The 21,319-nt window shown below is 65.6% G+C and carries 22 protein-coding genes and 1 pseudogene; 6 read left to right on the top strand and 17 right to left on the bottom strand.

Annotation, left to right across the window (positions count from 1 at the left end):
• Nucleotides 1-293 precede the first annotated feature (293 nt).
• From AB0L57_RS31885 to AB0L57_RS31830, 12 genes are all read right to left on the bottom strand, one after another.
• Nucleotides 294-782 (bottom strand): h domain protein, encoded by a 489-nt coding sequence (locus AB0L57_RS31885; RefSeq protein WP_364970262.1) that lies wholly within the window; start codon nt 780-782, stop codon nt 294-296.
• Nucleotides 779-1,726, bottom strand: coding sequence for a hypothetical protein (locus AB0L57_RS31880; protein ID WP_364970259.1), 948 nt, complete (start codon nt 1,724-1,726; stop codon nt 779-781). Before AB0L57_RS31880 ends, AB0L57_RS31885 begins: the two co-directional genes overlap by 4 nt.
• Before the next feature lie 67 nt (nt 1,727-1,793).
• A complete protein-coding gene (locus tag AB0L57_RS31875) occupies nt 1,794-3,206 on the bottom strand; it encodes an MlaD family protein (RefSeq protein WP_364970256.1) in 1,413 nt (470 codons plus the stop codon).
• Nucleotides 3,203-4,444: an MCE family protein gene (locus tag AB0L57_RS31870; protein ID WP_364970254.1), complete on the bottom strand. Its 1,242-nt coding sequence runs from the start codon at nt 4,442-4,444 to the stop codon at nt 3,203-3,205. The genes AB0L57_RS31875 and AB0L57_RS31870 overlap by 4 nt, the downstream gene beginning before the upstream one ends.
• Complete coding sequence (locus AB0L57_RS31865; protein WP_364970251.1) at nt 4,444-5,694, bottom strand: MCE family protein; 1,251 nt, start codon at nt 5,692-5,694, stop codon at nt 4,444-4,446. The genes AB0L57_RS31870 and AB0L57_RS31865 overlap by 1 nt, the downstream gene beginning before the upstream one ends.
• Nucleotides 5,691-6,752, bottom strand: a complete 1,062-nt coding sequence (locus AB0L57_RS31860; protein WP_364970248.1) for an MCE family protein — start codon at nt 6,750-6,752, stop codon at nt 5,691-5,693. Before AB0L57_RS31860 ends, AB0L57_RS31865 begins: the two co-directional genes overlap by 4 nt.
• On the bottom strand, nt 6,749-7,780 hold the full coding sequence (locus tag AB0L57_RS31855; RefSeq protein ID WP_364970244.1) for an MCE family protein: 1,032 nt from the start codon (nt 7,778-7,780) through the stop codon (nt 6,749-6,751). The genes AB0L57_RS31860 and AB0L57_RS31855 overlap by 4 nt, the downstream gene beginning before the upstream one ends.
• A complete protein-coding gene (locus AB0L57_RS31850) occupies nt 7,777-8,997 on the bottom strand; it encodes an MCE family protein (RefSeq protein ID WP_364970242.1) in 1,221 nt (406 codons plus the stop codon). Before AB0L57_RS31850 ends, AB0L57_RS31855 begins: the two co-directional genes overlap by 4 nt.
• Before the next feature lie 5 nt (nt 8,998-9,002).
• A complete protein-coding gene (locus tag AB0L57_RS31845) occupies nt 9,003-9,854 on the bottom strand; it encodes an ABC transporter permease (RefSeq protein ID WP_364970239.1) in 852 nt (283 codons plus the stop codon).
• A gap of 4 nt (nt 9,855-9,858) precedes the next feature.
• Complete coding sequence (locus tag AB0L57_RS31840) at nt 9,859-10,623, bottom strand: ABC transporter permease (protein ID WP_025346897.1); 765 nt, start codon at nt 10,621-10,623, stop codon at nt 9,859-9,861.
• Between the two features lie 281 nt (nt 10,624-10,904).
• A complete protein-coding gene (locus tag AB0L57_RS31835; RefSeq protein ID WP_364970236.1) occupies nt 10,905-11,822 on the bottom strand; it encodes a 3-oxoacyl-ACP reductase in 918 nt (305 codons plus the stop codon).
• A 44-nt stretch (nt 11,823-11,866) separates the two neighbouring features.
• Nucleotides 11,867-12,055, bottom strand: coding sequence for a ferredoxin (locus AB0L57_RS31830; RefSeq protein WP_364970235.1), 189 nt, complete (start codon nt 12,053-12,055; stop codon nt 11,867-11,869).
• Nucleotides 12,056-12,269: 214 nt separating this feature from the next.
• Here AB0L57_RS31830 and AB0L57_RS31825 point away from each other — a divergent pair, with 214 nt between their 5' ends.
• On the top strand, nt 12,270-13,463 hold the full coding sequence (locus AB0L57_RS31825) for an acyl-CoA dehydrogenase family protein (RefSeq protein ID WP_364970233.1): 1,194 nt from the start codon (nt 12,270-12,272) through the stop codon (nt 13,461-13,463).
• 31 nt (nt 13,464-13,494) lie between these two features.
• Entirely contained in the window at nt 13,495-14,598 is a 1,104-nt protein-coding gene (locus AB0L57_RS31820; RefSeq protein WP_364970231.1) for an acyl-CoA dehydrogenase family protein, read from the top strand.
• A 157-nt stretch (nt 14,599-14,755) separates the two neighbouring features.
• Here AB0L57_RS31820 and AB0L57_RS31815 read toward each other — a convergent pair.
• Nucleotides 14,756-14,941, bottom strand: a pseudogene (locus AB0L57_RS31815) (Fic family protein); the annotation flags it as partial.
• Between the two features lie 108 nt (nt 14,942-15,049).
• Between AB0L57_RS31815 and AB0L57_RS31810 the strand changes: the two are divergent.
• Nucleotides 15,050-15,688, top strand: a complete 639-nt coding sequence (locus tag AB0L57_RS31810) for a TetR family transcriptional regulator (RefSeq protein ID WP_364970228.1) — start codon at nt 15,050-15,052, stop codon at nt 15,686-15,688.
• A gap of 12 nt (nt 15,689-15,700) precedes the next feature.
• Here AB0L57_RS31810 and AB0L57_RS31805 read toward each other — a convergent pair whose 3' ends face one another.
• Nucleotides 15,701-16,276 carry an AAA family ATPase gene (locus tag AB0L57_RS31805; protein ID WP_364970226.1) on the bottom strand — a complete coding sequence of 192 codons (576 nt, stop codon included), beginning with the start codon at nt 16,274-16,276 and terminating at the stop codon, nt 15,701-15,703.
• A 165-nt stretch (nt 16,277-16,441) separates the two neighbouring features.
• Between AB0L57_RS31805 and AB0L57_RS31800 the strand changes: the two genes are divergently transcribed.
• A complete protein-coding gene (locus AB0L57_RS31800; RefSeq protein WP_364970224.1) occupies nt 16,442-16,861 on the top strand; it encodes a VOC family protein in 420 nt (139 codons plus the stop codon).
• 50 nt (nt 16,862-16,911) lie between these two features.
• Here AB0L57_RS31800 and AB0L57_RS31795 read toward each other — a convergent pair whose 3' ends face one another.
• Together AB0L57_RS31795 and AB0L57_RS31790 are read right to left on the bottom strand one after the other, a co-directional pair.
• On the bottom strand, nt 16,912-17,724 hold the full coding sequence (locus AB0L57_RS31795; RefSeq protein WP_364970223.1) for an alpha/beta hydrolase: 813 nt from the start codon (nt 17,722-17,724) through the stop codon (nt 16,912-16,914).
• Between the two features lie 48 nt (nt 17,725-17,772).
• Nucleotides 17,773-18,558 carry an alpha/beta hydrolase gene (locus AB0L57_RS31790; RefSeq protein WP_364970220.1) on the bottom strand — a complete coding sequence of 262 codons (786 nt, stop codon included), beginning with the start codon at nt 18,556-18,558 and terminating at the stop codon, nt 17,773-17,775.
• 85 nt (nt 18,559-18,643) lie between these two features.
• Between AB0L57_RS31790 and AB0L57_RS31785 the strand changes: the two genes are divergently transcribed.
• Together AB0L57_RS31785 and AB0L57_RS31780 are read left to right on the top strand one after the other, a co-directional pair.
• Nucleotides 18,644-19,528 (top strand): LysR family transcriptional regulator, encoded by an 885-nt coding sequence (locus tag AB0L57_RS31785; RefSeq protein WP_364970217.1) that lies wholly within the window; start codon nt 18,644-18,646, stop codon nt 19,526-19,528.
• Between the two features lie 442 nt (nt 19,529-19,970).
• Complete coding sequence (locus AB0L57_RS31780; RefSeq protein WP_364970214.1) at nt 19,971-20,114, top strand: hypothetical protein; 144 nt, start codon at nt 19,971-19,973, stop codon at nt 20,112-20,114.
• A gap of 3 nt (nt 20,115-20,117) precedes the next feature.
• On the opposite strand, the gene AB0L57_RS31775 is transcribed toward AB0L57_RS31780, so the two are convergent.
• Nucleotides 20,118-21,119, bottom strand: coding sequence for a sigma-70 family RNA polymerase sigma factor (locus tag AB0L57_RS31775; RefSeq protein ID WP_364970211.1), 1,002 nt, complete (start codon nt 21,117-21,119; stop codon nt 20,118-20,120).
• Nucleotides 21,120-21,319: the final 200 nt, after the last annotated feature.

Genomic DNA, 21,319 nt, shown 5'->3' with positions numbered 1-21,319 from the left:
TCCGCCACGCCCGCGCACAACCGAATCCCGGTCCTGGCCTCCGCCGGAACGTCGCGGCCGCCGCTCACCGCCGTTCCGGATTCCGCCGCACCCGCCGATTCACCGGACGGCGCCGGCCGTCCGATACAGGCGCGCTTCACCAGCGGGGATCTGCGACTCGGCGCACCGGAGTCGACCACCGATCCCGCCTCGGAATCGCTGTGCCGTCGACGGTATGGGCGAGCCCTTAACAGCGGCGGCTCGATTCGCTTAAGGGCGGTGTCGGGAGGCAAGACCCGGCGGGAGCGAATTCCTCAGATCGGGTTGACCTGGGAAGCCAGCCAGCGCCCGTCCTGCTTCTCCAACGTCACCCGCACCCGGCTCGGTGTGATGGCGCCCTGCGGCGATTCCTTGCTGGTGGTGATCTGGTTCAGGTAGACCAGCACGACGGCGTGCGAGCGATCGGCCGAGACCACACCGGCGGCCTGGCTGCTCGCCTTCACGGTGAGCTGCTTCTCCTTGGCACCCTTGGCGATCACCTCGTCGACGAGCTTGAGGTAATCCTTGCGGAAGTCGGGAGTCAGATTGTTCGCCGACTTCGGAAGTTCGGTGTCCACGGTGTTGAAGTCGTAGGTGAACATGGACGTCACCGTGGTCTGTGCCGCGTCGGCCGATTCCGCGCGCGCGTGCTCGGACTGCTGATCCGACCAGTACGTGAAACCGGTGAAACCACCGACCGCGAGGGCGGCCACGAGCAGCACCGCCGCGGAGACGAACAGGATGGGACGGAGGTTGTTTCTCATGCCACGAACTCCACCTTCGATGCGGTGGTGTGCCCACCGTCGCGGGTCACGGTGATGCGGAAGCGGTAGTAGCGCTGCTGCGGATCCGGAGATCCCGCGTTGGTCAACGTCTGCTTCGCCGCGACGAGCACCTTGGCGGATCGGTCGTCCGAGCTCTCCACCGCCGCCTCGATGATCTCGCCGCTGGCCTTCACCTTGGCCTGCTGCACGACCTTCGCGTAGTCGTCCTTGCGCGAGGAGTACTCCTCCTTGAGCTGGCCGGAGGCCACCGACAGCACCCGATCGATATCCTGCTGTGCGCTGTCGTCCTTGATGTTGGTGAGGTTCAGGACGGCTTGTTTGGCGGTCTGTACGTAATCGCCGCGCTGCGAGGCGAGCGAATCGACCTGATGCTGGTGATAGAAGTAGAAGCCGCCGGATCCGAGCAGCCCCAGCAGTGACAGCAGCGCGACAACGGCGGCCGCCCAGCCCAGCACGCCGAGCTTGCGTTTCGCGGGCGCATCCGCGGCATCGGCGGCAGCTACGTCCGCGGTGGTTTGTTCGACGGTCGAATCGTCCGCGTCGGCTGTCGCGAGCTTCACGGTGGCATCGGAGTCATCGTCGGCCGGAGCCGCGGGCTTCGCGAGCTTCACCGTCTTCTCTTCGGCGGGCTTCGCGATTTTCGCCGTGGTGTCCTCGGCCGCGGGCGTCGTGAGCTTCGCGGTGGTGTCCTCCGCCGCGGGCTTCTCGGTCGTGAGCTTCACCGTCTCCGCGCTGCTTTCGGCGGTGGCCGTCTTCCCGGCCGGAGCGGCATCGCCAGTCGTTTGCTGCGTGTCCGGCTTCGCTTTCGCGGGGGCCGTGGCACGCACACTCGAATCGGCTTTGTCGCCGTCCACCGGCGGACCCGCCGGGCGTCCGGCGCGCCGCCGGACCCTGCCGGTCTGCGTGGATTCGGTTTCACTCATGCCAGTACCTCGATAGCGCTACGCCCGGCCGGGCGCGACCGCGCACTGTTGTGGTTGCTTTGCTCGCTCATCGCTGCTGCTGCTCCAGCATCGACTGCCAACTCGACGGTACCGTGCCCGAACCGTTGGCACCGATATCCCCCTGACGGTAGGTCCGGCCATCGGGTCCGGTGAAAGTACCGCTGCTCGGATCCAGCGATCGGTTCGAGAACGAGGCCGGATGGGTATCGGTGGACGGGGCCTGCGGCTCACCGGCCGAAGGCACCGGTTGCGGCGGGCCGAACGGCGGGTTGTCACCCTCCGGGACGTATCCGCGCGGATCACGGCACAGCTCCGGAGTCGGAGCCCGCTTGCCAGGAACCTCGGCGCACGGGAAGTTTCGGATACCGCGCACCGCGGTGCTCGAATCCTGAGAGATCTTGCAGTAGAGCTCCGGTGTGTCCGGGATGCTGAAATCGGCTGCCGAACGCCGCTGATCCGGCGGCAGGAAGCCGGTGGTACATCCGGGCGGATCGTTCAGGCCGAGCATGAAGTCCGCCTTCGCGCCGTACTTGGTCGGACCACTCTTCGCGGCGGTCATCAGGGCCGCGATCATCGGCGGCAGCACCACGAGGATCTGTTCCACGCCGGCGTGATACGTCACGCCCACCTGTCCGACGGACACCAGATTCGACAGCAGGATCGGCAGCGTCGGCTTCAGATCCTGGAAGGTCGAGCTGACCTTCTGCGCGGCCGAGGGTGTGCGCTCGATCAGGCTCCGCAACGACGGATCGTGTTCGCGCAGTTGATCGGTCACCGTCGCGAGATTCTGGGTCCACGCCCGGATATCCGGATCGGACCGGTTCTGTGTGTCCAGCAGCGGCCCGAGCTTCGCCAGCAGATCCTTCGTCTGCTCCGAACTGCCCTTGGCCTCCTGCACCAGCAGCGACGCGGAGTCGATGAAGCGCTGCAGATCCGGCCCGGCGCCGTTGAACGCGACGAACGCGTCGTCGATCACCTCACGCAGTTTGGTGTCCGCGACCGAAGACAACAGGCGGTCGGCCTGGTCGAGCATGTCACCGACGTCCTGCGGAAGTCTGGTGCGCTGCACCGGAATCACGGATCCGTCGCGCAGATTTCCGCCGTGCGGATTCTGCACCGGCACCAGATCCACATACTGCTCACCGATCGCGGACACGCTCTTGACATAGGCGTCCACATCGGCGGGGACCTTGTACTTGCTGCTGATGGACATGTTCGCGTCCACCCCCTCGGGGGTGAGCTTCACATCCTGGACCTTGCCGATGTTCGTACCCCGGTAGGTCACGTTCGCCGTCGGATACAGCCCGCCGGTGGCCGCCAGTTTCACCGTGACCTGGTAGCGGCCGATACCGACCATCGCGGGCAGGTGCAGATAGCTGGCGGACATGACGACCAGGCTGACCACGGCCACGATCGCGAAGATGACGAGCTGGGTCCGGACGAATTTACTGAGTGTCACTGTCCCGGACCTCCTTGCGGCGCAACGGGAACCGGAACCGTCAACCCGGGAATCGCGGGCAGGCCCGGAATCGGCGGCAACCCGGGAATCGCGGGACCGGGGGGCGGCGGCTGCAACGGTCCCTGGACGGGATCGCCCTTCTCACCGGCGGTGCCGGCGATCGTGCCCAAGGCCGCCTCGACACCGTATTTCGCTTGGACGCCACCGAATTTGCCACCCAGCGGGGTGCCGGTGAGGAAATTGGAGTCCATGCGCGCACTGGTCAGGTCGTAGGTGACGAACAGGTTCATGTAGTCACCCTTGATCGCCTTGTTGATGCCCTTGATCGGGAAGGGGAAGGTGAGCAGCAACTGCAGCGACGAGGCGAGCCGGTCACCGGTGTTCGCGAGAGTCTGCAGCGTGGGCCAGAGATTGGCCAGGTTCGCCTTCAGGTTGTCACCGCTCTGAGCGATCACCTGCTGCACGACACCACTCAGATCGCCCAGGGCCGTAATGGTTTTCGTGACATTCTCACGCTTGTCGGCCAGTACGGTGAGCGCCGGGTGGATCTTGGTGATGGCATCGGCCACCTTGTCCTTCTCCTGCGCCAGCGCGCCACCGAACCGATCCAGCCCGCCCATCGCCGAGATGATGTCGCCGGTCTGCTGATCGAGCGTCGTGGTCAGCTGATTCAGCTGCGGCAGCAGGTCGCGAATCGCGTCCTCCCGGCCGTTGAAGGTGGCGTTCAGCTCGTGGGTGATCGTCTCCAGCTGCGAGATTCCGCCGCCATTGAGCACCACCGACAGCGACGACAGCGTCTGCTCGGTGGTCGGGTACGTACCCGCCCGATCGAGTGGGATCAGATCGCCGTTCTTCAGCTGTCCCTGCGGCGGCACAACGGTCGGGGCCGCCAACTCGACGTGATTGCTGCCCAGCAGACTGGTCTGCCCGATCCGGGCGACCGCGTTCGCGGGCAGGTTCACACCCTTGTCGAGACTCACGGTGACCAGGGCGTGCCAGCCCTCGAGTTCGATACCGCTCACCGATCCGACGGTCACGTCGGCGACCTGAACCGGTGAATTACGGGTCAGCGTGGTCACATTCGGCATCTGGATGCGCACCTTCCACGCACCTTCGCCGGTTCCGGCCGCACCCGGCATCGATACCGAGTTCAGCCCGTCCCACTCACATCCGGTGGCACCCATCAGTACGGCCACGCCGATGGCGACGGCCGCTATCCGCCTGCGACGGTTACGCATCAACGACCTCCTGGGATGGCCAGACCCGCGATGCCGTTCGGCACGCTGCTCGGCGGGGCGGTATTCACGCGCTCGGCCAGATCCGGTGTGCTGTAGGTGAGCTGCTGCGGGAACGCGGTCTGCAACGAGGCCGGATTCGCCAGGATCGGCGGGTAGTTCATCATCAGCGAATTGATCACCGGCGCCACATACTGCCTGCACAGCGCCGCGGACTTGTCGGACTGGTCGGCCTCGATGGCCTCGACGGAACCGCACAGGAAGGCCGACGCGTTGGCGAAGTTCGTACCGGTGACGGCACCGGCCAGTGACCCCTGCGCGGGCTTGTAGATCTGATAGAAGTTCACCAGGCCGGTGGGGCCGGCGTGCAGGACGCGCTCGATATCGCCGCGCTTGTCGGCGAGCAGCTGGGTCACATCGCTGAGCCGCTGCACACTCTCGGTCAGGGCACCACCGCGTTCGTCGAGGAACCGCTTGACGTCACCGATCGCGGAATCGAGGTTGTCCAGTCCCGCGCCGAGATCGTTCGAGGTATCGGCCAGCACCGACGAGACCGAGGCCAGCCGGCCACCGAATTGCACGATCTGCTCATTGCTCTTGGACAGCACGTCGACGAACTGCTGCAGATTGCGAATACTGCCGAACAGGTCCGTCCGCCCGTCGGACAGCGTGTTGAGGGTGTGCGACAGCTCCTGCAGAGTGTCGCGGAAGGCCTGGGCATTGCCGTTGCCGAGGTTGTTCGCCGCGGTGTCGATGACCCGGCCGAACGAGCCCTGCTTGTCCTCACCGACCGGTCCGAGCGCCTTGGACAATTCGGTCAGCTCTTTTTTGATGTCGTCCCACTCCACCGGAACGGCGGTGTGCTCGATCGGGATCCGGCCGTTGTTCGCCATCTTGGGCCCGCCGGTGTACACGGGCGCCAGCTGGACGAACCGGGCCGAGACCAGGTTCGGGGAAACGAGCACGGCCTTCGCGTCGGCGGGAACGTCCACGCCGCGGTCGACGGTCATATCGACCTCGACCTGGTCCTTACCAGGCTTGATCTTGTCGATCCGGCCGACCTCGACACCCAGCACCCGGATGTCGTCACCGGCGTACAGACCGTTGGTCGAGGGGAAGTACGCCGTGATGTGCTTCTTGCCGATATCGGCGACGACCCCGTAGATCAGCCATCCGATCAGGGCGATCACCACCACGGCGGCGACGATCTGCGCCCAGCGCGGCACCTTGGCGAGTCTGCGCACTGCGTTCATCGCGGCGGCTCCGTTTCGGCGGGGTTGGTGGTGATCGGGTGGCCGAAGGAGTCGTACAGATCCTGCGGCAGGCGCTCCGGCCACACCAACGCATCGACCAGCGACCTGAGCGGGATACTTTCGACATTCGACAGGTAGGCCTGGAAGTACGGCCCGCTGCCCACCTGTTCACCGAGTGCCGCGGCGTACGGGCCCAGCGCGTCGAGCGCCTTGCCGAGGTTGTCCTTGTTCCGCTGCAGCAACTGCAGCACCGAATTCAGTTTGTCCAGTGTGGGTTTCAGCTGTGCTTCGTTGTCGTTGACGAAACCGGTCAGCTGCTGGGCCAGTTGGTTGACGTAGACGATCAGCTGGCTCAGCGAGGTCCGCCGGGCATCGAGTTCGCCGAGCAGATCGTTGCCGTCGGTCAGCAGCGCGTTGATCTGATTGGCGCGATCGGACAGCACCTTGGTCACATTCTGCGCGTGCGAGAGCAGTTCGGTCAGCGCCTCGTCGCGCTTGTTGAGACTCCGCGACAGCGCCGTCACGCCGTCGAGAGCCGAGCGCAGCGGTGCCGGGGTGTCGGCGAAACTCTCCGACAGGGTGTCCAGGGTCTTGTTGACCTGGTCGAGGTCCAGCCCCTCCACGGTCTTGGTCAGATCGCCGAGTGCGTCGTTGAGCGAGTAAGGAGAAGTGGTGCGCTCCAACGGGATCGGCTGATCCTGCCGGATCGCGCCCGGCCCCTCCGGATCGACGTCCAGGGATTTGCGGCCCAGCAGGGTGTTGGTCTTGATCGACGCGGTCGTCTTCTTCCCCAGCACGATCGACTCGTCGAGGCTGAACCGGACCTTGACCTTCGGGCCGTCGAGGCTGACATCCTCGACCTGCCCGGACCGCACACCCGCGACGTGCACCTGGTCACCGGGCACCAGCCCGCCGGCGTCGGCGAAATAGGCGCTGAACTCGGCACCGCTGCGAATGAACGGCAGCCGGTCGAACTGCAGGGCCGACAGGGCCACCGACACCGCCACGACGATGCCGACGATGCCGGCCGAAATCAGAGGGGACCGTTCGGCTTTCACTTGTCCTCGCACCTTCCCGTGGTCTGGTTACCCGACAGGTGCACTTCCATCGGCTTACCGTCCGGGCCGTCGGCGAGCATGGTGACGCCACAGACGTACATGTTCAGGAACGATCCGTAGGAACCGATGCGGACGAGCTTGCGGTATGTGGTCGGCAACTGCTGGAAGATCCACTCGATGTCACTGGAGTGCGCGTCGATGTTCTGCGACAGCTGACCGAGTTGCCCGAAGGTCTCCTTGAGATCCGGGCGGGCTTGCTGCAGCAGACCCGTCAGATCGCCGGTCGCACCGGCCAGCTTCGGCAGTGCCGCACCGATCGGATCCTTGTCCGCGGCCAGGCCGCTGATGAGCCGCTGCAATTCGGTGAGCGTGGTGTCGAATTCCTTGTTGTGATCGTCGATGGTCCCCAGCACGGTCTTCAGGTTGTCGATCACACTGCCGATCAGCGCATCCCGATCGGCGAGTGTCTTGGTGAACGAGCCACCGCTGTTCAGCAGCGAGACCAGCGTTCCGCCCTGCCCCTGGAACACCTGCAGCAGCGCACCGGTCAGATCGTTGACCTGGGTCGGATCCAGACCGCGCAGCAGGGGTTTGAAGCCGCCGAGCAGCATGTCCAGATCCAGTGCGGGCTTGGTCTTGTCGGTTCCGATGGTGCCGCCCTTTTTCAGGACCTCCGCGGTACCGGGCCCCTCCATCAGCTCCAGATACCGGTCGCCCACGAGATTCTCGTAACGGACGGTGGCACGGGTGCTGACGTACAGCTTGTACTTCGTGTCGACATCGAAATCGACATGGGCGAGACGGTCGGACCCCACCTTGACGTTCTTCACCGAGCCCACCGGAACACCCGCGATGCGCACCTTGGAACCCGGCAGCATGCCGGACGAGTTGGTGAACACCGCGTGGTAGCCGGTCTCGCGCGAGAATCGCATCTGGCTGAAGACCACGACCAGGAAGGCCAGTACGACCACCATCACCAGGGTGAAGATCCCCAGCTTCAGGGTCGACGAGTGCATTTTCAGCTTCATGGGTTGGGCACCCCCGGCAGTCCGGCGAACATGATCTGGAAGACCCTGGGGCCGTTCAGGTGTGTGTGCAGCTCAGGAGTCCAGACCTCGCCCTCCGACGTATCGGTGACCAGGTAGTTGGCGTGATCGTCCGGCTGGCGGGTGGCGACGCCCTCACAGTGCGGGCCACCGGTCGCGTTCACCTTGGGCAGATCCTGCGGGTACTTGTACGGCTCGCCGCCGGGCATGAAGCCGGCGTTGAGCAGCACGGTTCCACCCGGCCCGCCACCGAAGATCTTGTCCATGATGTCGACGTTGTTCCCGATTCCCTCGACCACACAGCCGAGTCCCGAGCGGTATTCGTTGAGCAGCGCCGTGGTGGGGCGCAGCAGGTCCAGTGAGGTGGCCAGGGCCTGGGCGTTGTCACTCAGAATCGGACGGGTGGTGTCGGCCAGGCCGATCAGGTTCACCAGCATCGCGTCGAAGTTCTTGTTCTCGTCGACGATGGTCTTACCGGTGGTCGTCGCATTCTCGGTGGTGCGCAACAGATCCGGGGTCACATCCGCGTACAGATTCGTCACGCCGACCGAGGTCTGCAGATCGCGCTGTAGATCCGGCAGGCTCGGATTGATGTCGGCCAGATACTGATCGGAATCGACGAGCAGCTGTCCGAGTTTGTCGCCGCGGCCCTCCAATGCGGTGCCGAGTGCGGTCAGCGTCGCGTTCAGCTTCTCCGGCGCCACCTTCGACAGCACGTCGGTCAAATGCTGGAACACGGTATTGAATTCGACGGTCACCGACTGCGCCGCCACGGTGGAACCGGGCTGCAGGTGGTTGCTCGAAGGCTCCTGCGGTTCGATGAAATTCACGTACTTGGCGCCGAACACCGTCGTCGAGCGAATATCGACGGTGGCATTGGCGGGCACCATCTTCAGCTGATCCGGATTCATCGCCAGGGTCAGCCGCGCGTGATCATCGGTATACGAGATATCGGAGACCCGGCCGATTTCCACACCGCGGATCTTGACCTTCGCGTCCTTGTCCATGACAAGACCCGCACGCGGCGCATCCAGGTATACCGGCTTGGTGGTGGTGAAGCCGCCGACGAACATCGTCAGAGCGACGGCGACGATTGCCGCCAGGAACAGGATCAGGGCCAGGCCCGAAAGCTTCACGCCCCAGTCGGCGCCGAAAAACTTTCCGGCACCTTCCTTTTCGACGAGTTTATTTGCCGCCATGCCGCCTACCCGGAGAGATGGAAGTTGCCGGAGGTGCCGTAGATAGCCAGCGACATCAGCAGGGTCACCGATACGACGGCGACCAGTGAGGCGCGTACGGCATTGCCGACCGCGATTCCGACACCGACCGGTCCGCCGGTCGCGTTGTAGCCGTAATAGGTATGAATCATCATGACCGCCAGGGCCATCAGAATCGCCTGCAGGAACGACCACAGAATGTCGCTGGGAATCAAGAAGGTCGAGAAGTAGTGGTCGTACACGCCGGCCGACTGACCGTAGATGACGACGGTGGCGAAACGACTCGCCACGAACGAGGCGATGACCGCCAGCGAGTAGAGCGGGACGATCGCGATCATGCCGGCCAGCACCCGGGTTCCCACGAGGAACGGCATCGGCCGGATCGCCATGGACTCGAGTGCGTCGATCTCCTCGGCCACCCGCATCGCGCCCAGCTGCGCGGTGGCGCCGGCGCCGATGGTGGCGGCCAGGCCGATACCCGAGATCACCGGTGCCGCGATGCGCACATTGAGGAAGGCCGCGAAGAAGCCCGTGAGCGCCTCGACACCGATATTGCCCAGCGAGCTGTAGCCCTGGACGGCGATGGTGCCACCGGTGAACAGCGTAAGGAATCCGACGATCACGACGGTACCGCCGATGACCGCCAAAGCGCCTGTGCCCATGCTGATTTCGGCGATGAGCCGAATGGTCTCGGTGCGGTAGTGCATGAAGGCCTTGGGCATCGAGGCCAGGGACCTCGCATAGAACTGGGCGTGATGACCGATTCCGTCCATCGAGCCCGACACCCGCCGCACCCGTCGAACAGTACGGGGGAAGCGGGAATGAATCACGAATGCCATCGGATCACCGCACCGTGAACTTGATGCCGACGGCGGTGACCACGACGTTCACCACGAACAGGGCCATGAAGGAGAACACCACCGTCTGGTTGACCGCATCGCCCACACTCTTGGGACCGCCTCGCACGTTCAGGCCGAGGTAGCAGGCCATCAATCCGGCGATCAGGCCGAACAGTGTCGCCTTGACCTCGGAGATCACCAGTTCGGGCAGGTGGGTGAGCAGGGTGAGCCCGTTGACGAAGGCGCCGGGGTTGACGCCTTGCAGCAGGACCGAGAACAGGAAGCCGCCGGCGATACCGATCGTGGAGACCAGACCGTTGAGCAGCGCCGCGACGAACATCGACGCCAGCACACGAGGTACCACCAGGCGATGGATGGGGTCGATACCGAGCACCTTCATGGCATCGATCTCTTCACGAATGGTGCGGGCACCCAGATCCGCGCAGATCGCGGTGGCGCCGGCGCCGGCGACGATCAACACCGTGACGATCGGACCGACCTGGGTGACCGTGCCGAATGCGGCACCCGCACCGGAAAGGTCGGCCGCGCCGATTTCGCGCAGCAGAATGTTGAGCGTAAAGCTCACCAGGACCGTGAACGGGATCGCGACCAAAATGGTCGGGACGATCGAGACCCGCGCAACGAACCACGACTGGTCGACGAATTCTCTCCGTTGAAATGGCGGCCGTATCAAGGCCCGCGCCACCGCAGCGACGAGTTCGAAGAACCCACCGACCGCACGCAACGGCACGGCAAGAACCTCGTTCATTCCGCGATTCCTCCTTGCCGACCCGTACGCGCAACGCTGCGCCTGCGAGCCTCCACACCTCTACTGCTCCGACAGAGTAGAACACGTTCTTGTCGAATCGGAAGAGAATTTGACATTTTTGACCTGCCCTTTTCAGCCGGACACCAATCCAGAAGCTAGAACAGGTTCATACGGTGTACAGCGCTCCTCTGTGAGGCGCCCCACAACCGTCGACCCCCATGTCTACCAAGTGCGGGACCGCCGATCAACTGGAGTTGGTCGGTTGACCTACACCTGACAAATCAGCCGAGATCGTGCAGCGCACTCGCGGAAAACGTACGCCCGTCGGGGCGCTCGGCGAAGTAGGTGCCGAGTGTGTCGGCGAGCCCGTCGGCACTCCATTCCGCACCTTCGGCATCGAAGCGGGCCTCGACCTCAGGTGCGGCCATGAGCGCCACCATCGGGCCGTAGACGACAAAGACCTGCCCGTTCACCGCAGCGGCGCCGGGAGAGGCCAGGTAGGCCACCAGACGGGCCACATGATCAGGCGAAAGCGGATCGACTTCATCGTCGGGCGCCGCGGAGAAAACGGATTCGGTCATCGCCGTGCGAGCGCGCGGGCAGATGGCATTGGCGGTCACGCCGTATCGCGACAAACCACGCGAGGCGGACAACGTCAGCGCGGTGATTCCGGCTTTGGCGGCGGCATAATTCGGCTGCCCGGCCGGACCCAGCAAACCCGCTTCCGAAGAAGTGTTGATCAGGCGTCCATAAATTGGAGTACCGGATTCCTTTGATTTCCCCCGCCAGTAGGCCGCGGCATTACGCGAGAGCAGGAAATGCCCGCGCAGATGAACCGCGAGAACCGAGTCCCAGTCCTCGTCGGAGAGACTGAAAAGCATGCGGTCGCGAACAATTCCAGCATTGTTCACGACAATGTCCACACTGCCGAAGGTCTCCTCGGCGGTGCGAATCAGGGCGTCGGCGGTGGCCCGCTCGGCCACACTTCCGGGCACGAATTCGGCCTTGGCGCCGAGCGCGCGGATATCAGCGAGAGTGGCTGCCACCGCCTCGCTCTCGGCGAGATCGTTGACCACCACCGAAGCACCGGCACCAGCCAGTGCCAGCGCCTCGGCCCGTCCGAGGCCGGCGCCGGCGCCGGTCACGATCGCTACCTTGCCGGACAGATCCGTCCCCGACTGATTCGACGATTCACTCACGCCGCGACTCTAGAACGTGTTTCAGTTATCGGCAAGCATCGAATTCACTCGAGACGCAGGGCGGCCTTCGGGCACTGTGCGACGGCCGTCTCGACGTCCGCGAGCCGGTCCTCGGGCACGTCCGCGGTGACGATGTGCAGGTTGTCCTCATCGTCGAGTTCGAAGACGTCGGGGGCGATTCCGACGCAGATGCCATTGGCTTCGCACTGATCGAAGTCCACGATGACCTTCATTGATAACTCCTTCACCACCAGGTAATGCCGAGCCTACAAGCCCGGACCGGCCACTGCGGGCGAAGCAGCCGGATTCGGTATCCATACTGGAACATGTTTCAGTAGTTATGCAATGATCGAGAACAGGGCCGCCGGACGGCCGCGGTCACGTTCAGACAAGAGCCGATGTCGCCACATCCGCCATCGCCCCATCACCGAGTACGAGGTAACCGCCATGCGGATTGCTTATACCGAGCAACAGGAGCAGCTGCGCGCCGAGCTCCGCGAATATTTCGCCAAGCTGATCACCCCGGAACGCCGCGAGGCACTGTCCTCCCAGACCGGCGAGTACGGCCAGGGCAATGTCTACCGCGAGGTGGTTCAGGAGATGGGCCGCGACGGCTGGCTCGCCCTGGGCTGGCCGAAGGAGTACGGCGGCCAGGATCGCTCGACGATGGATCAGCTGATCTTCACCGACGAGGCCGCCCTGGCCGGCGCTCCGGTGCCGTTCCTGACCATCAACTCGGTGGCGCCGACGATCATGCACTACGGCAGCGAGGAACAGAAGAAGTTCTTCCTGCCCAAGATCGCCGCCGGTGAACTGCACTTCGCCATCGGTTACTCCGAACCCGGCGCGGGTACCGACCTGGCCTCGCTGCGGACCGGCGCGGTGCGCGACGGTGACGACTGGGTGATCAACGGCCAGAAGATGTGGACCAGCCTGATCCAGTACGCCGACTACATCTGGCTGGCCGCGCGCACGGATCCGAGCGCCAAGAAGCACAAGGGCGTGAGCATGTTCATCGTGCCCACCGATGCCGAGGGCTTCTCCTGGACGCCGGTGCACACCATGGCCGGACCGGACACCAGTGCCACCTACTACCAGGACGTGCGGGTACCGCACAGTTCGATGGTCGGGCCGGAGAACGGTGGCTGGGCGCTGATCACCAATCAGCTCAACCACGAGCGGGTGGCGCTGACCTCCGCCGCACCCCTGGCACTCGCGGTCACACAGACCACCGAGTGGGCGCGCGATTCCAAGGACTCCAGCGGCGCACGCATCATCGACAACGAGTGGGTGCGGCTGAATCTGGCCCGGGTGCACGCCAAGGTCGAATTCCTCAAGCTGCTGAACTGGGAGATCGCCTCGGGCGCCGATGCCGGTGGCGACGCCGCACCACGGCCGTGGGATGCCTCGACCTGCAAGGTGCTGGGAACCGAACTGGCCACCGAGGCCTACCGGCTGCTGATGGAGATTCTCGGACCGCAGTCCTATCTGCGGCAGGACTCCCCCGGCGCGCAGCTTCGCGGACGGCTCGAGCGCATGCATCGCGCCTGCCTGATCCTGACCTTCGGCGGTGGCACCAACGAGGTGCAGCGCGACATCATCGCGATGACCGCCCTGAAACAGCCCGCTGCCGCCCGCTGAGCCGCGCAGAGTCGAAAGCTAGGTATCACCAATGGATTTCACACTTACCGAGGGGCAGCAGGATCTCGCGCGGCTGACCGGCGAGGTCTGCGGCAAACTCGTCACCGCCGATCGGCTGCGTGAACTCGACACCGCCGCGGTCCGCTTCGACGAGGCACTGTGGCGCTCGCTCGCCGAGACCGGCGTGCTGGCGGCGACCTTGCCGGAGTCGGTGGGCGGCAGTGACCTCGGCGTCCTGGAGCAGACCGCCATCCTGCGCGAACTGGGCAAATTCGTTGCCGCGGTGCCGTATCTGTGGTCGGTCGTCCTGGGCGCCGGCGCACTGGCGCGCTGGGGCAACGACGCACAGCGCGAGCAGGCGGCGAAAGCCGCTGCGGGCGAGACGATTCTGACGGTGGCCCTGTCCGAGGAGCGCAACTGGGAGCCGGCCCGGCCCACCACCACCGCCACCGAGGACGGCGGCTGGAAGCTCACCGGCGCCAAGACCGTGGTGCCGTTCGCCGCGCAGGCATCCCGGATCCTGGTGCCGGCCACGGTCTCCGGTGCGACCGCGGTCTTCCTGGTCGATCCGGCGGCGGCCGGAGTGCGTTCGGCGGATCAGCAGGTCGTCGACCGCAGCCCCGAGGCTCAACTCGAATTCGACGGCACCCCGGCGGAATTGCTCGGCACCCTCGACGACGGCCCCGAGATCCTGGACTGGTTGCTCGCGCAGGGCTGGCTGGGTCTGGCCGCACAGCAGCTCGGCACCCTGGAACGGGCGATCGAGCTGGTCGCCGAGTACGGCCGCGAACGCGAGCAGTTCAACCGCAAGATCGGCAGTTTCCAGGCCGTGGCCCAGCGCCTGGCCGACGGCTACATCGATCTACAGGGTCTGCGTCTGGCGGTCACGCAGGCCGCCTGGCGGGTCTCGGAGGGCTTGTCCGCCGACGCCGAGATCCACACCGCCAAGTTCTGGGCCGCCGAGGCCGGTCATCACATCGCCCACACCGCCGTCCACGTGCACGGCGGCGTCGGCATCGACCGTGACCACATCGTGCAGTGCTATTTCACCGCCGCCAAACACAACGAATTCGCGCTCGGCGGCGCCACCGACCACCTGCGTGCTCTGGGCACCCTCCTGGCCGAGGTCCACTGACGCAGGCGCTCGCCCGGGTTCGATCCGCCGCTCCACCGGACCGAACCCGGGCGAGCATTTTTCGTTCGACGGCCGGCTGTCCGCCGGTGAATTCCTCGAGCGGTTCCGCTATCGCGGCCACCTCCAGTTCCCCCTGACACACCGCGAGCACAAACGCCTCGGCGGAGTCGACATCGAAGGCGACGTTCAGCGGGTGCCCATTGAGGTGGAGAAATACCCACGTCGCGTACCAGGCGAGGCGCTTGTTGCCATCGATCAGCGCGTGATCGCGCGCCAGTGACTCCATCAGCGCCGCGGTCTTCTGCCATACCTCCGGATAATCGTGCCGGCCGAGGACACTCGCCGAACAGCTTTCGAGAGTCCTGGTGGCAGCCTCGAAGCACGCTCCGCAAGCACGTAGGAGTGCAGTGGCATGATCGGTCCGGCGGTGACGGCGAGGAGGGCCACTTCCATGGTGCGATCGGATGGTGCGCAGTCGCGCGCTTCGACCGGCAGAGCCTCACGGCGGGACAGCATCTGCGCGGCCGCCCTCGAACTCGCCGCCGAGGGCGGTAATCGAGCGGTGACCCATCACGCCATCGACGACCGGCTCGGCATCGCCCGGGGTTCGACCTCGTATTATTACCGGACGCGGCGAGATCTGTTGACGGCCGCCATCACTCACCTGACCACGACATCCCGCACTGCGTTCCGGGCAGCGCTCGACACCTCGCCTCGACGGCCGGACCCGGTCGGCGCCGCCGCCGATCTCATCGCCGGGCAGCTCGATCTGCTGATCGGGGAACGGCGGCGAGATGCCTTGGCCCGCTGCGCTCTTGCGGCGGATACCGCAGACGACGAGGAGTTGCGCCGGGCGCTGGCAGGATGTCTGTTCTCGGTACCCGCCGCCGAGAACCTGCTGATCTCCCTGAGCGCACCGGATCCGGTCGCAGCGGCGCGGGACCTGGTCAGCCTGCTCGAGGGGTTGCTCTTCGACCGACTGCTGGGGACCCGCGCGCTGCTCGACCTGCGGGCCGGAACCTCCGCGAGCATCGACGACCTCCGGGCGCCCGTGCACCGATGGCTCACCGCCCTGCTGGGCGACAGCTGACCCGGCCCCGGGCTAGGCCCCGGACGGATCACGTACCGGCTCGGCACGCCGCAGGATCTCGTCCACGGTCTGATCGACGGTGAGATCCGTTGTATCGAGCCATAATCCGATCGCCGGGGTTTCGGCGTGCAGCACCTCGTCGAGCTGTTCCACGGTGAAGGTGCCGTACGCCTTCTTGGCGCGCCCGGCCTCGCGCGCCGCGACAGCGGCCGGACGCGGCGACAGCACGATCACATACAGCGGATCGGTCCGTATCCGGTCGATCATCCACGGCAACAGCTCACCCAGCACGACGTCCTGAACGATCGCGGTGAAGCCCGCCCGCGCGTACTCGTCGGCCACGGACGCGGCCAGGTGATGACGTAATTCCAACTGCCGCAACGCCTCCGCGCTCGGCGTCGCGCACATCTCGGCGCGGCCACCGATCACGAAGCGCCGGAACACATCTCCGTGCACATGCGCGGAGCGGGGCAGGCGCTGCGCCAGCGCCTGTGCGACCGTCGACTTGCCCGCGGCCTGGATGCCCGTGATCAGGTACACGGCGCCGGGTGCGGTGTCCGGACGGTCGGCGGTTGCGGGATCTCCCATGGTCCGACGCTAGCGCGGCACCGTGTCGATCGGCGATCAATTTTCTTCGACCGAATTCGCTTCTGCACTGTTCAGCACCCCTATCGAGGCCGTCCGATGAGTTTCGAACCGCCACGGCGTCGGTATTGGTGACAACGACGAACGCAGGTGAGAGGACCCCCGCACATGGCCAGCAAGATGATCTTCATCAACCTCCCGGTCGAAGATCTGGAGCGATCGAAATCCTTCTACGAGGCACTGGGCTGGAAAATCAATCCCGACTTCACCGACGAGAACGCCGCCTGCGTGGTGGTCGACGACAACATCTGCATCATGCTGCTCACCCACCATCATTTCGAGGTCTTCACCAGCCGTCCCATCGCCGATACCCGTGCGGCCACCGGATCGATCTACGCGCTGTCCCTCGGCAGCGCGGCCGAGGTCGAAACGCTGATCGAGGCGGCCAAGGCGGCCGGCGCCACCGAGGAGATCAGTGAGGACAAGCGCGCCCAGGAGGAGGCGGTCGGCATGTTCAGCCGCGCCTTCCTCGACCCGGACGGGCATCACTGGGAGGCGTTCTGGATGGATTACCCGGGCGGCAACTGACCCGCGCCGATCGGCGGTCCGGTGCGAGCGGGTCCGCCGATCGCATCCGGTCAGCTCGTCCGGTCGTCGAGGAAGCCGACGATCTTGGCGATGAAGCCGTCGGGATCCTCCCCCGGCGCACCGTGCCCGGCATCGATTTCGGCGTACCGGGCATCGGGGATCGCGGCCAGCAGTTCCCGTTGCTGCACAGCCGGAATGATCCGATCGTGCGCGCTGGCCAGCACGAGCGCCGGTGCCGTGATCCGGCCGAGCAGATCGGTCAGATCGACGGTGCGGTCCACCTCGGTCTGCCGGATCGCACCGGGCGCGATCACTGTTGCCAGCTGTTTCACCAGCGCATCATTGTCTGCCGCGGTGACGTTGTCCCAATAGCGCGGCCCGAATGCCATCAGCGGCAGCATGCGGGCGAACAGATCGGTGCCGCGCTCGCCGTCGTGGCGCAGCAGGTCGATCCAATACCGGAATTCGGCATCCATCCGGGTATCGGTACGCACCCAGCCCGCGTGCATGAACAGCGACCGGACCCGGTCGGGCGCGGTGGCCGCCACCTGCGCGGCCACGACCGCGCCCAGGGAATGACCGACGAGATGGAACTGCTGAATCCCGGCGTGATCGGCGACCGCGGCGACCTCGGCGGCCAGATCGGCCACGGTCAGCGGCCCGCCGTGGTCGACGGTGTCACCGGATCCCGAATAGTCCAGTGCCACAACGGTGTAGCGGTCGGCAATCCGCTCGGTGAGCGGCGCCCACTGGTCGCGGGCGGCCGCGGTGCCGTGTACCAGGATCACCGCCGGGCCGGTTCCGGTGAGTTCATAGGCGACCCGGGCTTCGCCGCCGTGGAGTCGAGCTGTCGCGATAGGCATGATGGAGTCCTCGAATAGCAGAGTGGATGGTGATGCGGCAGCGGAAGTTCAGGCAGCCGCGGGGATTCGGAAGCCGGCCACGGCCGCCCGCAGCGCGGCGTTGAATTCGGCCGCGCGTTCCTGCTGCGCCATGTGCCCGGCGCCCTCGATCACGGTCACTCCCGCACCGGGGGTGAGGGCGGCGCACACCCGCGCCACCTCGACCGGGATCTCGGCATCCAGTTCACCGTGCAGGTAGTGAATGGGGGTGCCCAGGAGCGGAAGGTGCGGGCGCGGATCGTAGGTGGCGAAGGCATGGAACAGCTCGTCGATGTACACGCCCGAGTCGAGGATCTGCCGGATGGTCCAGTCCACCAGCACCGGCGTGGTGCCCGGCGCGTACCAGTTTGGCACCCAATTCGACAGGAATTCCGCTCGCCGATACCGCATTTCGTCGATGATCTCGGCCAGCGGCATCCCCTGTCCGGGCCAGTAGGCCGGTCCGTCCACGGGGATCACGCCGCCCAGCAGATCCGGATGTGCCAATGCCAGTTCGGTGGCGAAGGTCGCGCCGATCGACGAACCGACCACCACCGGCCGGTGCAGGTTCAGCTGCTGGATCACCTCGGCGATATCGGCGACCACGCCGGCGAGCGTATTGCCCTCCAGCGGGCGGTCCGAACGCCCGCAGCCACGCCAGTCGATGGTGACCACCCGGAAGTCCTGCGCCAGTTCGGCCTGCTGCGCGCCCCAGACCCGGCCGCTGGTACCCCAGCCGTGCAGGAACAGCAGCGGCAAGCCGGCGCCCTGATCTTCGTAGTAGAGCTGAGTGTTGTTCACGGTGATGTTCGGCATGCCATAAGACAACCGCGTTCGGCGTCCGCGAAAAATGGCCGAACCGAGCTGGCACTGTTCACGAAAACTGATTAATCTCGCACCGGTGGAATTCCGACAGTTGCAGTACTTCCTGACCGTGGCCACCGAACTGCACTTCGGTCGCGCGGCCGAGCGCCTGCATATCGTGCAGTCGGCGGTGAGTCAGCAGATCACCCGGCTGGAACGCGAACTCGGCGTCGCACTGTTCGAACGCACCACCCGCAGCGTGCGGCTCACCGAGGCCGGACGACGCCTGCTCCCCCATGCCGAGGAGGTACTGGCGGCGGCGTCACGGGCACGGGATGCCATCGATGATCTGCGTGTCGAGCGCTCGGGCACCATCCGGCTCGGCACCAGCACCGGACTCGGCACCAGGCTGGAGAACATCCTCGTCGAATTCGCGCGCTCGGCGCCCGATGCCCATCTCGAGCTGGTCAATGCCGATACCGAGGAGCGGATGAAGCGCGTGCGGTCGGGCGAACTGGATGCCGCGATCGTGCGCGGCGCCCGGGAGGAGCCCGGCCTCGAATTACTGCCGCTGTGGTCGGACCGGCTGGTCGCGGCGATTCCCGCCCGCCACGATCTGGCCGTGCTGCGCGAGGTCGAACTGGCCCGCCTGGCCGAACTTCCGCTTCGCCTGGTCGACCGCGCCCGCAATCCCGCCCTGCACGACCTGATCACCGACTCGTGCCGCCGAGCCGGTTTCGAACCGTGGTTCGGCCCCGGGTTCACCACCGAGCAGGACACTTTGGCCGCCATCGGTTTCGGCGCGCCCAGCTGGACGGTCTATTACGCCGCCCAGGCCGCCCAGCTGACCTTCCCGGGCGTGGTCTGGCGGCCGTTGCGCGATCCGGAGCCGACGATGCAGAGCTACCTCGCCGTGCGACCGGATCCGCCCCGGGCGGAATTGCGCGCCCTCGTCGCGGCCTGCCACACCATCGGCGACTGACCGCGAAACCCGTTCCAGCACAACGGAGTGCGAGCGCCGCGGGAGGACTTCGGCGATACCGCCGGCGGTCCGATCGCGGTCGGCACCGCCGGCGGTAGCGCCGACCGGCGACCCGGCCACCCTCTCCAGGAGGGATATCTCGACGTAGGCGGATCGGTTGCGCCCCTTGAATTTCGAACCGATTCCGCATGCCGGCCGGGCAACGACCGGCATGCGACAGCCCCACCAATCCATTGGTACCCCGTTAGGGTATACGGCGAAATAGCGGCCGCGACCTCGACGCCGCCGACACGACAGTTCCCGCGAACGTCATTTCCCGCGCAGCCTCGTTGGTTGGCAGCACTCCCGAATCGGCCCGCGCTGGATATTTGCCGTTATCACGGTGTGGCACAACCGATTCCACGTCTCGTATCCTTGAACTCCGAGCGGTGGGGGGTATCCGGTGAAACGTCTGCTCATCTTCGTCATCGCGGCCATCGTCGCGCTATCGGTGTACGACTACGCCCGCTCCCCCGGCCATATCGGCATGGTGATCGCCGGGGGCGTGGTCGTCGCCATCTGGCTCACCGCCAAAGCGATCGACTGAGCGCTACCCGTCGGCGGGCTCGCGCAGTTCACCCGGCAGACCGAACAGCGGGAACAGACGCTCGGTATCGAGGAAGAAGTTCAGGCCGCTGATCTCGTCACCGTCGAACTCCAGCACCGTGATCGACCAGGGGGAGTAGACGCCGGGCTCCTCGGTCGGCTTGTACTGACCGAAGGCGGGCAGTCCGTTGGCACCCGCCAGCGGAACCATCCGCGAGCCGCGACAGGCCGAAGGCCCCTCCGACAACATGAACTCCGCGACGTTCTGCGGTCCCGAGATCCACAGTTCGAGCGGCGGCATCGACAGCGCCACATCCTGTTTCAACAGCGAGGTCAGCGCATCCATATCGTAGGCCTCGAAGGCGCGGACGAAATCCTCGACGAGTTCACGCTGTGTGTCATCTGATTCGTCGTAGCTGCCGGACTCCGACGGCTGCACCTTCGACATGGTGGCGCGGGCGCGCTGCAGGGCGCTGTTCACCGAAGCCGGTGACATGGTGAGCATCTCGGCCGTCTCGTTGGCCGAGAATCGCAGCACCTCACGCATGATCAGAATCGCGCGCTGGGTGGCCGGCAGATGCTGACAGGCCGCGACGAAGGCCAGTCGCAGCGAATCCTTGGTGCTGGCATGTTCGGCCGGGTCAGCACCGAAGGCGAGTGCGTTCGGAATCGGCTCGACCCAGACGTAGTCCGGCTGTGGCGGCGGCATCGGACTGTCCGGACGCGACGGACCCGACAGATCCATCGGACGGGCCCGCCGCTGCGGCCCGTCGAGCATGTCCAGGCAGATGTTCGTGCAGATCTTGTACAGCCAGGACCGCACACTGGACCGGCCCTCGAACGAGTCGTAGGCCTTCCACGCCCGCGTGAAGGTGTCCTGGACCGCATCCTCCGCCTCGAACGAGGAACCCAGCATGCGGTAGGCGTAAGCGCACAGCTCCCGCCGATAACTCTCGAATTGCTGCAACACATCGTCGACGGTGCCGACGGATGCCTTTTCGCTCATGCCGATCACTGTGGCACAGGCCACCGACAGAAAACACCCCGGAAACCGGGGCACGGCGGACGACCCGCAACCATGCCGCGTAATGGCGCACAACGGCCAGGTGGCAAGGTGACGCCACCGCATCGGAAAACGGGAATCGCCGCGCCCCGGACCACGCTGTCCGAGACACGGCGATCTCGATTGCCGAATATTTACTTCGG

Source organism: Nocardia sp. NPDC052254 (assembly GCF_040679495.1).
Taxonomy (GTDB): domain Bacteria; phylum Actinomycetota; class Actinomycetes; order Mycobacteriales; family Mycobacteriaceae; genus Nocardia.
This window is presented reverse-complemented; position numbering and strand designations above follow the sequence as displayed.

Excerpts from the sequence above, each read along its gene's own strand:
- AB0L57_RS31830 (WP_364970235.1), bottom strand. The coding sequence starts at position 12,055 with ATGAAGGTCATCGTGGACTTCGATCAGTGCGAAGCCAATGGCATCTGC.
- AB0L57_RS31800 (WP_364970224.1), top strand. The coding sequence starts at position 16,442 with ATGGCCAGCAAGATGATCTTCATCAACCTCCCGGTCGAAGATCTGGAG.
- AB0L57_RS31805 (WP_364970226.1), bottom strand. The coding sequence starts at position 16,276 with ATGGGAGATCCCGCAACCGCCGACCGTCCGGACACCGCACCCGGCGCC.
- AB0L57_RS31810 (WP_364970228.1), top strand. The coding sequence starts at position 15,050 with ATGGTGCGATCGGATGGTGCGCAGTCGCGCGCTTCGACCGGCAGAGCC.
- AB0L57_RS31855 (WP_364970244.1), bottom strand. The coding sequence starts at position 7,780 with ATGAAGCTGAAAATGCACTCGTCGACCCTGAAGCTGGGGATCTTCACC.
- AB0L57_RS31880 (WP_364970259.1), bottom strand. The coding sequence starts at position 1,726 with ATGAGTGAAACCGAATCCACGCAGACCGGCAGGGTCCGGCGGCGCGCC.
- AB0L57_RS31790 (WP_364970220.1), bottom strand. The coding sequence starts at position 18,558 with ATGCCGAACATCACCGTGAACAACACTCAGCTCTACTACGAAGATCAG.
- AB0L57_RS31850 (WP_364970242.1), bottom strand. The coding sequence starts at position 8,997 with ATGGCGGCAAATAAACTCGTCGAAAAGGAAGGTGCCGGAAAGTTTTTC.
- AB0L57_RS31845 (WP_364970239.1), bottom strand. The coding sequence starts at position 9,854 with ATGGCATTCGTGATTCATTCCCGCTTCCCCCGTACTGTTCGACGGGTG.
- AB0L57_RS31840 (WP_025346897.1), bottom strand. The coding sequence starts at position 10,623 with ATGAACGAGGTTCTTGCCGTGCCGTTGCGTGCGGTCGGTGGGTTCTTC.
- AB0L57_RS31795 (WP_364970223.1), bottom strand. The coding sequence starts at position 17,724 with ATGCCTATCGCGACAGCTCGACTCCACGGCGGCGAAGCCCGGGTCGCC.
- AB0L57_RS31865 (WP_364970251.1), bottom strand. The coding sequence starts at position 5,694 with ATGAACGCAGTGCGCAGACTCGCCAAGGTGCCGCGCTGGGCGCAGATC.
- AB0L57_RS31775 (WP_364970211.1), bottom strand. The coding sequence starts at position 21,119 with ATGAGCGAAAAGGCATCCGTCGGCACCGTCGACGATGTGTTGCAGCAA.
- AB0L57_RS31820 (WP_364970231.1), top strand. The coding sequence starts at position 13,495 with ATGGATTTCACACTTACCGAGGGGCAGCAGGATCTCGCGCGGCTGACC.
- AB0L57_RS31825 (WP_364970233.1), top strand. The coding sequence starts at position 12,270 with ATGCGGATTGCTTATACCGAGCAACAGGAGCAGCTGCGCGCCGAGCTC.
- AB0L57_RS31870 (WP_364970254.1), bottom strand. The coding sequence starts at position 4,444 with ATGCGTAACCGTCGCAGGCGGATAGCGGCCGTCGCCATCGGCGTGGCC.
- AB0L57_RS31885 (WP_364970262.1), bottom strand. The coding sequence starts at position 782 with ATGAGAAACAACCTCCGTCCCATCCTGTTCGTCTCCGCGGCGGTGCTG.